The sequence below is a fragment of the Thermoleptolyngbya sp. C42_A2020_037 genome (assembly GCF_015272455.1).
Classification (GTDB): Bacteria; Cyanobacteriota; Cyanobacteriia; order Elainellales; family Elainellaceae; genus Thermoleptolyngbya.
The window spans coordinates 269,761-282,104 of record NZ_JACYLP010000048.1; the positions used below are offsets into that span (position 1 = coordinate 269,761).

At 53.1% G+C, this 12,344-nt stretch carries 14 protein-coding genes; 8 read left to right on the forward strand and 6 right to left on the reverse strand.

The annotated features are described in order from the left end of the window. The first annotated feature begins 32 nt into the window (after positions 1–32). From IGS16_RS17445 to IGS16_RS17455, 3 genes are all read left to right on the forward strand, one after another. Positions 33–452 carry a hypothetical protein gene (locus IGS16_RS17445; RefSeq protein WP_297087570.1) on the forward strand — a complete coding sequence of 140 codons (420 nt, stop codon included), beginning with the start codon at positions 33–35 and terminating at the stop codon, positions 450–452. A 331-nt stretch (positions 453–783) separates the two neighbouring features. Continuing rightward, positions 784–1,212 (forward strand): hypothetical protein, encoded by a 429-nt coding sequence (locus IGS16_RS17450; protein WP_297087572.1) that lies wholly within the window; start codon positions 784–786, stop codon positions 1,210–1,212. A gap of 130 nt (positions 1,213–1,342) precedes the next feature. Next, positions 1,343–1,726, forward strand: coding sequence for an alr0857 family protein (locus IGS16_RS17455; protein ID WP_297087574.1), 384 nt, complete (start codon positions 1,343–1,345; stop codon positions 1,724–1,726). Between the two features lie 125 nt (positions 1,727–1,851). Here the strand turns inward: IGS16_RS17455 and IGS16_RS17460 are convergent, their stop codons facing one another. Beyond that, positions 1,852–2,124: a hypothetical protein gene (locus IGS16_RS17460; RefSeq protein ID WP_297087576.1), complete on the reverse strand. Its 273-nt coding sequence runs from the start codon at positions 2,122–2,124 to the stop codon at positions 1,852–1,854. A gap of 222 nt (positions 2,125–2,346) precedes the next feature. Beyond that, positions 2,347–2,904: a hypothetical protein gene (locus IGS16_RS17465; RefSeq protein WP_297087578.1), complete on the reverse strand. Its 558-nt coding sequence runs from the start codon at positions 2,902–2,904 to the stop codon at positions 2,347–2,349. A 454-nt stretch (positions 2,905–3,358) separates the two neighbouring features. Between IGS16_RS17465 and IGS16_RS17470 the strand changes: the two genes are divergently transcribed. The 5 genes from IGS16_RS17470 to aroQ all read left to right on the forward strand — a co-directional run bounded on the left by IGS16_RS17470 (position 3,359) and on the right by aroQ (position 8,025). Further along, positions 3,359–4,327: a glycosyltransferase gene (locus IGS16_RS17470; RefSeq protein ID WP_297087579.1), complete on the forward strand. Its 969-nt coding sequence runs from the start codon at positions 3,359–3,361 to the stop codon at positions 4,325–4,327. Between the two features lie 141 nt (positions 4,328–4,468). After that, positions 4,469–4,708 carry a hypothetical protein gene (locus IGS16_RS17475; protein WP_297087581.1) on the forward strand — a complete coding sequence of 80 codons (240 nt, stop codon included), beginning with the start codon at positions 4,469–4,471 and terminating at the stop codon, positions 4,706–4,708. Positions 4,709–5,407: 699 nt separating this feature from the next. After that, a complete protein-coding gene (locus tag IGS16_RS17480; protein WP_297087583.1) occupies positions 5,408–6,829 on the forward strand; it encodes a GAF domain-containing sensor histidine kinase in 1,422 nt (473 codons plus the stop codon). Between the two features lie 397 nt (positions 6,830–7,226). Then, positions 7,227–7,364: a hypothetical protein gene (locus tag IGS16_RS17485; protein ID WP_172353315.1), complete on the forward strand. Its 138-nt coding sequence runs from the start codon at positions 7,227–7,229 to the stop codon at positions 7,362–7,364. Positions 7,365–7,569: 205 nt separating this feature from the next. Next, positions 7,570–8,025 carry a type II 3-dehydroquinate dehydratase gene (gene aroQ, locus IGS16_RS17490; protein ID WP_367185810.1) on the forward strand — a complete coding sequence of 152 codons (456 nt, stop codon included), beginning with the start codon at positions 7,570–7,572 and terminating at the stop codon, positions 8,023–8,025. Positions 8,026–8,216: 191 nt separating this feature from the next. Here aroQ and IGS16_RS17495 read toward each other — a convergent pair whose 3' ends face one another. The 4 genes from IGS16_RS17495 to rppA form a co-directional block, all read right to left on the reverse strand. Continuing rightward, a complete protein-coding gene (locus tag IGS16_RS17495) occupies positions 8,217–9,002 on the reverse strand; it encodes a tetratricopeptide repeat protein (protein WP_156434955.1) in 786 nt (261 codons plus the stop codon). Between the two features lie 580 nt (positions 9,003–9,582). Next, positions 9,583–10,107, reverse strand: a complete 525-nt coding sequence (locus IGS16_RS17500; protein ID WP_068508742.1) for a hypothetical protein — start codon at positions 10,105–10,107, stop codon at positions 9,583–9,585. 370 nt (positions 10,108–10,477) lie between these two features. Then, positions 10,478–11,443 (reverse strand): protochlorophyllide reductase, encoded by a 966-nt coding sequence (locus IGS16_RS17505; protein ID WP_297087587.1) that lies wholly within the window; start codon positions 11,441–11,443, stop codon positions 10,478–10,480. Between the two features lie 209 nt (positions 11,444–11,652). Beyond that, entirely contained in the window at positions 11,653–12,342 is a 690-nt protein-coding gene (gene rppA, locus IGS16_RS17510; RefSeq protein ID WP_172353310.1) for a two-component system response regulator RppA, read from the reverse strand. Between the last annotated feature and the right edge of the window lie 2 nt (positions 12,343–12,344).

Here is a 12,344-nt window from a genome sequence, read left to right on the forward strand (position 1 = left end):
AGGTTGTGATTGGGTTTCCGTGGTTACTTCTGATGTCTTCTTCTCGCCCTTCCCTTGAGTCTGAATTGCAGCGGCTTCGTCAGCTTCGGTTAGCGATTTTGCGGATTCACAAAGCCCTGCTGGAATCGGAGCGCGGCATTTATGAAGAATTTCACGGCCCGATTCGCTCGAATACGGAGTTTTTTAAGCTGGTGATCGAGGATGACGGTTGGTTTAGCTGGCTGCGCCCCATTTCTCAGTTTGTGGTGCAAATTGATGATGTGGTGCTGTCCAAAAAGCCCGTCTCGATGGAGCAAGTAGATGAACTGTTCACCCGTGCCCGGGTGCTAATGCAGCCGTCAGAATTTGGCACAGAGCTAGAAAAGGGCTATTTTCGTGCGATTCAACGAGATCCGGAAATCGCGCTGATGCACGCCGAAGTCTCTCGCTTGATGGCCGCCCCCGACATTTAGCCCGTCATTCCGAATCAAAAATCTAAAGTTTTGTAAAACACTCCGGAATTTTGCGTATTTTGAGTGAGGTCGCCAGATAAAGCAAGTGTCGGCTATTGGCTTGCCAAAGCAATGCGGCTATACTACAACCGTAATACTGGTAATTTTGTAGCCGCTTTTTTCTCTTCTGATAGCACACGCTTCTGCATACCAGCCCCAGTTTCTACCCCTCTGGTTCCTGAGTCCTCTCACTTTATCGTCTTCCTGCTTCGCAGCGCTTTCCAGCTTTCTCGCAGTCCTTTTGCCCGCCTTTGCAACTCCAGTATTTGCGACCCCAGTATTTGCACCCCCTATGTTAAGCCTCGCTCTGTCCATCCTTTACAGCACGCGGATTGACCCGTTCCAAGACGGACGGGCGCAATTTGTCGGGCTGTTTCTGCTTGAAGGATGGCAGCATTTTGGCGCGGCGCTGCTGGCGGGTTGCAATTTGGGGCGGCGCAAGGGCGCTGGAACAGGCGTTGGGCTTCAAGGGATGGATCTATCTGCCCTCTCTCATTGCTCGGATTGCTTGCTCGTTCGCTTGCAGGCAGAACTAGATCCCGATTTCGATGCAGCCGTCCGCGCCATCGGAATGCGATCGCCCTTGCCCACTGCGCTTCACACCGGATTTCAGTTCGGATTTTTGAACGCTGCCCTGGCCATCTTGGGCCGCATTGCAACACAACTTAAAACGCAACTCAATACGAGCGGGAGGTGCAGGGTCATCCTGTCGCCCACCTAAAGGCAAAGCGACTCGGTTTTTCTGGTCCCCCGCTCCTGATCGTCAGAAGCGGGGGTTCTTTTTTGCCACTTGCCGCAAACCCGAACCTTCTGCTTGCTAACCGCATCTCTCTGAAGGAACAGCGTTTGTCATGCTAAAGCTTACCTATACCGATGCCGACGTTTATATAGAGTGCCTGTCTACGCCTATCGAAACGGCGATCGCCCAACGGGTGACGCTGGCCCTGCGCTGCGGCGAAACGCTGCACGTCACGCCAAACTCCGCTAGTTTTCTGCTGGCGGCCCACTTGCCCCAGTTGGCCCAACTCCAACAACTGCTGAAGTCACACTCTGAGGCGATCGCCCTAGCTCCAGCAGATACAGACTGGGTTGAAATTACGCTCTACGGAAGCTGGCTATCGTCCAGTCCCTATGCTCACGAAGGCGTTTTTCTTGCTGCCCTGCCTGTTGCAATCGAACGCCTAGTCTACCAACTCTGGCAGGCGAGTGCCTGTGTTCAGGGTGTGAGGGGCTGAGAGGACGAGAACAAGAAGGGTTAGGATAACTCCGAATAGGGTCGGGCTTAGGCAAACCCGGCCCTATCCAAAACGTCCAGCCCTATTTGCGACGTATAACGGGTTTCCCAATCCTGGCTCAACTGCTACTCTTCTGGCGGCAATTCAGGCCGGTCTTGAAGCGTGTCAATCAGAGCGGACTTTGAAGCTTTAAGCTGCTTCCAAAGCGCCTTAATCTGGTCGTAGGCCTCGTCGGGAGAAATTTTGCCGCCGGTCTCTAGACTGCAAATAATACCAATACGCTGGGCAAATTCCTGGAGATTGGCATTGAACGCCAGCCTTTGAGGGGAGAAGTCGCCTTGGTAGCGCCCAATCGGATAGAAAAATTGATCTTTTTCGTTCTCGGATGACTCTGTCAAGATGACCAATACCTCTTAATCGGGAGGACACAACTGGAGCCAATGACCAGAACCCATGAACCTAGAAGCCGTGAATAAAGCCAAATAGATCAGGACTAATAAATAAGCTCAGTGAGCCAAACTTACAAGGCCGTTCCACCCATAGCATACCGCTCGGTGGATGTTTTTTAGAACACCAGCTAGGAGAAATCTTGTGAGTCCCGATCCTCAGTGGGTCAGGAGCTAAATATCAAAGTCAACGCTATTGGCCTGAAAAATGACCTGCTGAATGCCGTAGGAAGGCTGGGTCAACAGCGTTTCTCGAATGGCTTCAAACAAGCAGTATTGATTGGCGCTGCTGAGGCTCTGAAACGCTCGCCCGCCACGAGGATTGTTGATTGCGAAGTTAATTTCAGCCTCCTTTGCCGCCTCGTTCACGTTGACCTCATAGCCCGTAATGCCCACGTCTTGCCCTTCATAGGACTCGACGATTTGGGTGACGGCACCTGCCACTGGCTCGTCAGCAGTCACCAGCACTGATTGCGGGACGAGTTCTTGGGTGTTGGGGTCGGGCAAATAGATAATCGCAGGCATATAGTCCTGCGTAATGGAGGTGTTGATCTCTTCAATGTCGGCAGCATCAGGAGCGTTTGGGACTGTCTCCGGGTTGGCGATCGCCCGACTAGCAGTGCCCAACAACACCATCAGCGCACTGACCACAATGAGAGAGAATCGTGCAGTTTGCCGCAGATTCCGAATGCTGGTTTTATCTTGTTGATCCCATTGGCAGATAGTATTCATCGCCTTCCCCCTTCTGAAATAGAATTTTAAGAATAGTGAGAATAGATAGTTTTACTAAAAAAATCCTAAAAGCACTCTGTAAAAGGGGTAGTTCTTAAACAGATTCCTAAACAATTGAGCAATGTTGATGATGAGCAATGCTGACCCATACTCAGCGTTATATTTCTAAGGTATCTAAAGTTTAACGCCGAAAGCAGTCAGAATTTTCGGGCTTTAGTTTTTTTTATTGAATTTGTATTGAACGCCACCTAAACCCTGTGATCTGGCTCACAAAAGATTTAGAATGGCAATGAACTTTAAGCGGTTTTCTAAAAAGAATTCAGCGAGAGTTTATGAAATACTCTGACAATGCCTTGCACATTACATCGTGATATTTTGAATATCTTAAACTTCTGAAGAAAAAGTGGAACTTTCAGAGGAGGAACCCTTTTCCGAATTGTATCCGCGAGTCGGAGTGGTGATTCCGATCCATAACGGAGCGGCAGATTTGCCAGAGCTATTGTCCTGCCTGTCTCAGCAGACTTATCCACGAGAGCGCGTTCAATATGTCTTGATCGATAACGGGAGTGGCGATCGCACGCCCGATTTACTCCAAACTGCCGCTATGCAGTTCCAGTCGCTCGGACTGACGCTGCGCCCGCTCACTGTTTCAGACATTCAAAGCGCCTACGCCGCCCGCAATGCGGGTATTGTGGCAGCGCTGTCGGGCAACACCCCCTGCGAGATCATTGCCTTCACCGATGTCGATTGTCGTCCGAATCCAGACTGGCTGCGGAATTTAGTGCAGCCTTTTGCGGAGCCGCAGGTCGGGCTGGTGGCGGGAGAAGTGCTGCCTCTGAAACCTGCCACTTGGCTGGAGCGGTACGCTGCCCGCCGGGAGTTTCTGTCGCAGCGACACACGCTGGCCCACGGATTTTTGCCCTACGGACAGACGGCCAACCTGGCCGTGCGGCGATCGCCCCTCGAAGCCGTTGGGCTGTTTCGCCCCTACCTCACCAGCGGCGGCGACGCAGACTTGTGCTGGCGAATTTTGCAGACAGGGCAGTGGGAACTTCGCCTGGCAGAAGGGGCGATCGCCCGCCATCGCCATCGCGCTACGTTGCCTGCGCTCTGGAAACAGTGGCAGCGCTACGGCCGTTCCGATGCTCACCTGCATGAGCTGCATGGCTCAACCCGGATGCGATCGCTCACCTGGCAAGACGCTGCAACTCGTCTGGCTCGGTGGCTCCTCAAAGAACTTCCAAGCGTCGCGCCCCATGCACTAAGAGGACAGGAGCCGTGGGATCGATTGCTCGATCCCCCACTGGATTTGTTTTGCGCGGCGGCCCGGAGTTGGGGACAGCAACGCAGTCCGTTTCCGGAAGCGGCACGGGCGATCGCCTGGTTGCCGGATGGCACGCTGGTCAATCCACCGCATAAATAGCAGATGTATTCTTCTGAAGGAAGAGACCAGGGAGCGAGCGATCGCCCTAAAATCTAAATCATCTACTCAAGATGAGATGTCTTTGAGATGAGATGTCTTTGAGATAAGATTTCGACGTTTTCTTGATCAATCGAAACTAATATGGCAAATGTTCAAGTAACCGTTTCCGTTGCAGACGATCACCTCGATCGCCTCCTGGAAGTTGCCGAAGACCTGCAAGAGCAAGGCATGAAGATCGATCAGGTGATGGATCAGGTGGGAATCGTCACGGGTTCCTGCCCCTCTGGTGACCTGCCTGCGCTCCGTCAGGTGCCTGGGGTTGAGCATGTGGAATCTGCCCAGACATTTCATCTGTCGCCGCCCCACTCTAAAATTCAGTAGCAAGTTCAGTCGCGCCTCGTTGCTCAGCCCTGCTGCCGAAGCATCGTCCTCCGCCGCCACAGAGGGGGCGATCGCACGATGTTGAACAGAAGAGATGAACGATGTTGAACAAAAAAGTTAAACGAACGTTGAGCAACTGAACAAAAAGTTAAACAAGCTTAGGATAACGCTGCTGAACCGAAAACGGGGAACCAGGAGGCTAAAAAGCCTTACTGACGGTTCTCTTAGCGCAGAACTCCAATGACGCTTCCTGAGACATCTGTGGACTTGATGTGAGCTTGATTAGGAAGTGAACCGCACCCGCCGTTTCCCAACTCTGGTCTGCCAATAACGGTTTCCAAGAACATCCGGGCAACTTGTTTTTTCGCGAGAATATTCGGATGATCCTGGTTTCTCAGTCTGCCCGCGTTTTTGATAAAGAGACTGTGAGGAATTGACTGCAAACATGGAGACCTTGAATAGGGTTTGTCCTGCGTATTTTTGCGGCGATCGCTCCATTTTTCTCGACTATTTTTGACTTTTTATCCTCATTTTCAACGTGGTAGTTGATAAAGAAATTGTTAGCACGAGCTTGGTGCAAGTCTCATTTCTGTCAATGTTTGTTGAAATTAAAGTTAGGGAACTCTAGGTGTACTGAAAGACTTTTGCATCCTTAAAAGAGACGGCTAACCAGAGGATATGTTAAGGAAGAGGGTCGCGATGCCTAGCCCAGATCAGGACTTGTTCTCCCAGAATGGAGAGCCAGCGCACAGTGTCGAAAAGAGTATAGAAGAGCAGCGCCTTAAAACCCTGAACGACCTTGGGTTAATGGATGCTGAGAGTGTGCCGATTTTTGAAGAAGCGACTCAAACAGCCGCCCATCTTTTGGATGCTCGAATTTGTGTGCTGGGGCTGATGGATCAACAGCGCCAGTGGTTCAAATCTGCGGTTGGGCTATCGCGGATTGGGCTGATGAACGAACTGGCGACAACCCGCCAACTTCCTCGCGCCGACGCGCTATGTCGCCATGTGGTCGAAAGTCGTCAGGTGCTTGTGCTAAATGACGCTTCGGCCCATCCCGATTTTGCGGACAGCCTGCTCGTGCGGCATTACGGGATTCGCGCCTACCTCAGCGCTCCCCTGATCGCGTCCAATGGTCAATGCGTCGGCACGCTAGCTGTCTTGAGCTTGCAGCCGCGTGATTTTTCGACCCGCGAAGTCGAACTGCTGGAGCTAGTTGCCCGGTGGAGTATGAGCGAATACGAGCGCAACTATCTCCTGCGGCGATCGCCCCAGCCCATGATGAAATCTCCCAAGGGGGCGATCGCCGCGTCGCCCACCACCTCGATTAAGGCAGATCTGATCGCTCAAATGGCTCAGGAACTCCGCACCCCCCTCACATCAATCCTAGGCATGGCCAGCGTCCTCAACCGTGAAATTTATGGCCCGCTGACAGAAAAGCAGAAAGAGTATCTGGCAATTGTCCACAATAGCGGCCAAACCTTGCTCTCGTTAATCAATGAAATTTTAGAACTGGGCGCACTCAACGACACAAACTGCGTCCTAAACCTTGCGCCAATTGACATAGAAATGCTGTGTCAACAGGCGTTTAGCACCCTCCAGCAGGTGGCACAACGGCGAGAACAGCGCATTCGGCTGACAGTCGAGCCGGGCAACCGCATTTGGATGCTCGACAAAGAAAAAATGCGTCAGATGCTCTATCACCTGGTGTTCAGCGTGATTCAGTCTGCCAGCACCGAAAGCATTATCCGCGTCCACATTTCTCGCAAGCAGTCGGCACTGACCATTACCGTGTGGACTTCGCATCCCTGGTTGGGCGAGGGACTTCCGGCTGCTGACCTCTATACCGGGCAAATGCTGACCCCAGCCGAATTGTCTCAAGCCCATGCGTCGTCCTACGGCTGGTCTGCGGGCGACCCCCAGAAGTCTGCGCTTTCTCAAGGTGACACTGCTGACGGCTCGGCCCCACAGAACATGCTCCGCCAAAGCCTAGGGCTAATGCTCAGTCGGCAGCTTGCAGAACTCCACGGAGGCACGATCAACATCCAGGGTTCGGCTGAAACGGGCTATCGATATGTGGTTAGCGTTCCGCAGTCTGCTGAGCTAGGCGAACTGGAGTAGCCAGCGAACCAGAAATCTTTACGAACTGGGCGATGGTTAGAATCAGGGCGATCGCCCTAACTCTCTAACCCATTTCTGGAGCAGAGATGCAGATCCATGCACCTGTAGGTCTCTGATTAGGGTTGATAATTCTGGCCATTTGGTTATGATTTTAGGTAGCAGCTTACGATTCCGCTTTTGTTGTTCTGGCTCTGTGACCGAGTGGACAGGCACAGTCTGAGTTTTGGGCTTCTGAACTTGAGGTTGTTGGATTTGCACTCTCTGGCTTCGGTGCCCTTGTCAACTTCCACTTGGATGAGTCATAGTAAATATACGTTGTAACCGACGTAACAAACAGTCTGGAATTCTTTCGAGCAAGACTACGATCTAGGTCTGCATCAAGGAGCAGTCTGAGTCAATGGATTATATCGATAAGGTTTTGGAAAAGCTTAAAGAGTGGGCACGCAAGCTAGTGGAAGCGCTGCTGGGCCCAGACGTTCAGCCGGAGCCAGAACCTATTCCCATTCCAGTCGATGACCGCAGCCGTCGCCGCTAAGTTGCTTCCGAGCAGTGTGTTCCGACCCTGAAGATCTGTTGACGTTGGCAACAGTCTTTGGGTTGAGTGTAAGCAACGCGAGTGGGTAGGTTTGTACTGGACATCTGTTTAGCCTGACGCTTCTGGCAGTCGCGCTGTTTAGGTTCGATTGCCTCGACGAGCCTTATGCGTAATTGCGTTTGATGTGTTGTTCTAGCGATTTTTTGTGTCCAATCTGAGCATCCTGGTCTTGCATGGCCCAAATCTGAACCTGCTGGGACACAGAGAGCCGGGGATTTACGGACGGGAGACTCTCGATAGCATTAATCAGTCATTGCAGGATGCAGCAGTTCAGCTTGGTGTTCAGCTAGAGTCGTTTCAGTCTAACCATGAAGGCGCTTTGGTCGATGCGATTCACGAGGCGATGGGCGTTCAGGATGGACTACTGATTAATCCCGGAGCGTATACCCACACCAGCATTGCCATTCGAGATGCGATCGCCGCTGTAGCGCTGCCCACAGTCGAGGTTCATCTCAGCAACGTCTATCGGCGGGAGTCCTTTCGGCATCATTCCTACATTGCACCCGTTGCAGTTGGACAGATCAGTGGGTTTGGCGCGTTTAGCTATGTTCTTGGACTTCGCGCCCTGGTTCACCATCTCACCCACGTTCTTCTGGAGTAGCCTATCTGAGTAGCCTAGCGAGAGTAGCTTAGCTAAAGTAGTATTCACCCTGATATTTGCGACTTCAGGATAGGTTCCGAGAGTTTTCTGTAATTTTGAGCCAGTTTCGCAGTTTTATTCGCGCTATTTTCAGCAAGTCATGATTTGCAGCAAGCTAGCTGTCGGCTGCATTTGGGTAAGCCAGATTTGGCTTATGGCTCCGATTCCAGCGGCGCAAGCAGTTCATCTCTCCAGACTTCGATCTGAAGGCGCAGGCGAGCGGCTCCACCAGGCGTGGCCGTATTGGGCAGCAATAGCCGCTCAATTGCTCGCTGATAGTCTGCCAGGGCAGCGTTCCAGTCGCCCCAGAGGTGATGTGTGCGACCCCGCTCGGCGTAGATGTGGGCTTCCAGACGACCCAGCCGCAGCGCAAAGTCAAAGCATTCTAGAGCGCGCTCGTGCATCTCTAGCTCACGCAGCGTAATCCCCTGATTGAGCCAGGCGCGGACGTTGGTTGGGTTCAGATCAAGGGCTGCGTCGTAGTCCAGGATGGCTTCTAGAAACTTGCCCTGAGCGGCGTAGTAGTTGGCGCGATTGTTATACACGCTGTCGAGAGTGGAATCTAGCGCGAGCGCTTGGTTATAGTCGGCGATCGCCCGCTCCATGTCCCCGCTTTGGAAGTAGACCAGGCCACGATTGTTATAGTCACGGGCGCTGCTGGGGTTTTGCTCCAAAATGATGGTAAATAGAGCGATCGCCTCTTGATGATCGCCGCGCTGGGCTGCCTGGAGGGCTTCCTGACGCAGCGCCGTTTCCAACTCGGTCTGGCTGATGGGAGCCGCAGCACGAGGGGCGATCGCCGTGTCTACTCGTCGCACTCTGGGCTGCCAGCGCTTCTGCACTCTAAGGGCTGGCCGGGCAGTCGTGCTAAGACCATTACGCGACCGATCTGCATTGTTCGCTTTTTCTTGCCGACCTGTAGAAGAGCGCATGTTCATGACATCCTCGTGGTGTATTTCAGTCAGTGCCAGGGTGTATATGCCTTTAGAACCCGCGTTATCCGCCTTTCCACCTGTTAATGTCTCTCAAAGCCCAAAGTAGTGTCAGGTTGAAAGTACGGAAAATTCTTTTTCACCTGAAATAGCAGCGCACCCCTGACAACTGACGATGCAGAATCTATGAAAGTTCCGCCGAGTCAGACGTTCAGCATTTGGTTGTCTACGAAGAAACTACACAGAGCCTCCGTATAATTCCTGAAACTTTCTGCAAGGATTCGTGAATTTTTGGTGACATAGGCGTTACATCCCAAGCGATTCTCAATTTGGGATTTGGGATTTTGGATTGCTAGTCAGGTGTTTGTGGGGCTGCCAGGAATGTCATTCGTGGCGTCACCTAGAAAAGTGAGGTCAGACGCTATAAGACCAGAAAACCGTCGGTCAGCAGATCTACAACCTGTCGATTTTTCCACTCCTTTTCCTACTGATAAAACAAACCCATAAAAAAGACTCCCTAGAGATTTGCGGCGCAAGAATCTCCAGGAAGTCTGATTGTTAAACTGGTCAAACTAGGTGCTAGAACCTAACGAGGCGGATTCAGGAAACGGCTGGCAAATTTCAGCGTTTCGCCGAGGTCGGTCGATTTTTCATCGCCGCCCAGGAAAGCAGCTAGCAGGGGGTTGCCGCCACGGGTGCCAGGTTTGGGTGCGCCCAGGTTCAGCATCCCCATCGCAGCGGTAATCAGCCCTGGCAGCATTCCCTGGACAATAGTGGGGCTGATGCCAGTCGCAGAGGAAATAGTCTGGACGGCCTGTTGCTGTAGTCCGGCAGGAATCAGGGATTGCAGCGCTGCACCGCTAGCGGAACCACCCGCGAGTTGACCGATCATGCTTTCCAATCCCCCCATCCCTGCGGTGGTTTGCTGCTGCTTCAGCGCAGTACGAGCCAGGTTGCCCACCACAGAGAAGGCACTCTGGGTCGTCGCAGGACTAAGACCCTGGTTCCCTGCAAGTTGAGAGACAGTATTGACAATGGAACCCAGCGAACTAACGCTGGCTTGCTGGTTGGGGTTGTTGATCGCGCTTAAAACGTCAAAGATAAGACTCATCTTTTTGCCTCGGTGTAAAACAAATTCAGCAGAGTTGCTGAATGGGGTGCTGAATAGCAGAATGCATCAAACTATTCTGCTGATGCATGTAAACTCTGTTCATATCCAGCGCTTGGCTGCGCCGATTGATTCAGGTAAATTTTGCCACGAGGGATCGGGATTTTGGGTGTTGTGCAACACTTCGATTGCTATAAAACAGGCTCTACAGCTTTTATTCAGACTGTAGAGCCTAATTCTGTTGCAAGAGCCGACCTGTGCGAGGAGGAGTTTGCCTGCTGAGAGACGTGCGGCGATATCGCGCAACAATGCACGTCCTCGGAGAACTTTTACGCAAAGGGAGTATTGTTTGGCGTGCAGGATAGCTGGGTCGCTACAGCCCAACGAGCTTAGCGCTGAGCGTCCAGAGGCGATCGCCCAGGGCATCATTTGTGGCCTTTTCCGAAAGCTCCTGCACAAAGGACTCGCGTCCCTGCTTTTGACGGTTGCCCCAGCTCCAGTGAACTCCGGACTGCCTGAACGCTGGATCAGCGACGACTTGCGCCACACGCTCACCCGCCAGTTCTTGCGAGACATAGCCGCCTGTGATGTTCTTTTGGAACCAGGGGAAGACTTTTTGGAAAATTGGGTAGCTATTGCGGAACAGCGGCGTGTCGGCGACGCAGCCAGGATAGAGCGAACTGAAGGTAATGCCCGTGGTGTCGTGATAGCGGCGATGCAACTCGCGCACGGTGATCATGTTGCAGAGCTTGCTGTCTTTGTAGGCTTTGCCGGCCTTGAACTTTTTGCCGTCAATCATGGAAACCGGCGCTTTGAAGCCGGCCTCTAGCCCTTCCAGGTTGCCCAGGTCAGCGGGCGCGGGAATGGGGATCTTGCCACCCAGTTCCTTGGAGTTGGCGGTGACGGTTCCCAAAATGACCAGCCGCTTGTCCGCTGCGGGGGAATCCTTGAGGTCGCCCAGCAGCAGGTTGCATAGCAGGAAGTGCCCAAGATGATTGGTGGCGACGCTGAGTTCGTAACCTTCGGGGCTGCGGAGCGGCTCTTTGAGCAGCGGCATGTAGACGGCAGCGTTGCAGACCAGTGCATCGAGCGATCGCCCGGTGGTATGAAACTCATCCACAAACTTGCGAACGCTGTCGAGCGAACCCAGATCAATATGCAGTAGCGTGTAGTGATCTTTGGGAACACCGACAGACTGTGCAGCAGCTTCGGCTTTGGCTAGATCTCGACAGGCCATGACGACATGCCATCCTCGCTGGGCCAGGGCTTTGGTAGCGTATAGCCCCACTCCCGAAGAGGCTCCGGTTATGATTACGGTCGGTTGCTGAGAGTTTTGCATTTTATTAACAACTTACGGTGCGCTGTGATGTGTCTCCATGATTCATGATGATTGCACACCGTTGAACCGCAAAATGTTGAGTTATTCCGCGAAATGTTGAGTTATTCAAAGCGGCAAAATGAGTGGATTTTGTCTAAGGAGTTGAAAGCACAGGAAGCCAAAGTCAGCCAAGATCGTGGGCGATCGCCCTTCTCCTGTTCCAGCACCGCTTACTCTCCAAACCGATACCCCTTCCCATACACTGTATGAATCAGCGTGCTTTCGCCCTTGCCCTCGATCTTGCGGCGGAGCAGGCGAATTTGCGCCGCTAGTACATTGCTGCTGATTTTCTCGGCATCGCCCCACACCTGCTCATGGATTTGGGCATGGGTCAGCAGTTGATTAGGATGCCGCATGAGGTAGTCCAGCAGTTGGCTTTCTTTTTCCGATAGCTCGATGGTGCGTCCCCGACGGTAGGCCACCTGATTGTCCAAATCTAGCTCCAGATCCCCAACGGCGAGGCGAGCGGCAGATCGGACTGGCACGCTGGGTTCCAGGCTAGGGGGCCGCCGCAGCAGCGCCCGCACCCGCGCCAGCAACTCTCGTAGCTCAAACGGCTTCACCAGATAGTCGTCTGCGCCTGCATCCAGCCCAGCGACCCGGTCATCGATCGTGTCTTTGGCCGTGAGAAATAGGACGGGCGTAGTGTCGCCCTTGGCGCGGAGCGACTGGCAGATTTCTAGTCCGCTCTGGTGTGGCAGCATCCAGTCCAAAATCAGCAGGTCGTAGCTGCCCTGAGTCGCCAAGGTTCCCCCCTCTGCCCCGTCGTGCGCCACATCGACCGCGTAGCCTTCACGCTTGAGGACGTGGGTCAGCGGCTCGGTGAGTTCGATTTCGTCGTCTACTAGGAGAATCTGCATGA

Excerpts from the sequence above, each read along its gene's own strand:
- IGS16_RS17455 (WP_297087574.1), top strand. The coding sequence starts at position 1,343 with ATGCTAAAGCTTACCTATACCGATGCCGACGTTTATATAGAGTGCCTG.
- IGS16_RS17445 (WP_297087570.1), top strand. The coding sequence starts at position 33 with ATGTCTTCTTCTCGCCCTTCCCTTGAGTCTGAATTGCAGCGGCTTCGT.
- IGS16_RS17485 (WP_172353315.1), top strand. The coding sequence starts at position 7,227 with ATGGATTATATCGATAAGGTTTTGGAAAAGCTTAAAGAGTGGGCACGC.
- IGS16_RS17475 (WP_297087581.1), top strand. The coding sequence starts at position 4,469 with ATGGCAAATGTTCAAGTAACCGTTTCCGTTGCAGACGATCACCTCGAT.
- IGS16_RS17500 (WP_068508742.1), bottom strand. The coding sequence starts at position 10,107 with ATGAGTCTTATCTTTGACGTTTTAAGCGCGATCAACAACCCCAACCAG.
- IGS16_RS17480 (WP_297087583.1), top strand. The coding sequence starts at position 5,408 with ATGCCTAGCCCAGATCAGGACTTGTTCTCCCAGAATGGAGAGCCAGCG.
- IGS16_RS17450 (WP_297087572.1), top strand. The coding sequence starts at position 784 with ATGTTAAGCCTCGCTCTGTCCATCCTTTACAGCACGCGGATTGACCCG.
- IGS16_RS17505 (WP_297087587.1), bottom strand. The coding sequence starts at position 11,443 with ATGCAAAACTCTCAGCAACCGACCGTAATCATAACCGGAGCCTCTTCG.
- rppA (WP_172353310.1), bottom strand. The coding sequence starts at position 12,342 with ATGCAGATTCTCCTAGTAGACGACGAAATCGAACTCACCGAGCCGCTG.
- IGS16_RS17495 (WP_156434955.1), bottom strand. The coding sequence starts at position 9,002 with ATGAACATGCGCTCTTCTACAGGTCGGCAAGAAAAAGCGAACAATGCA.
- IGS16_RS17465 (WP_297087578.1), bottom strand. The coding sequence starts at position 2,904 with ATGAATACTATCTGCCAATGGGATCAACAAGATAAAACCAGCATTCGG.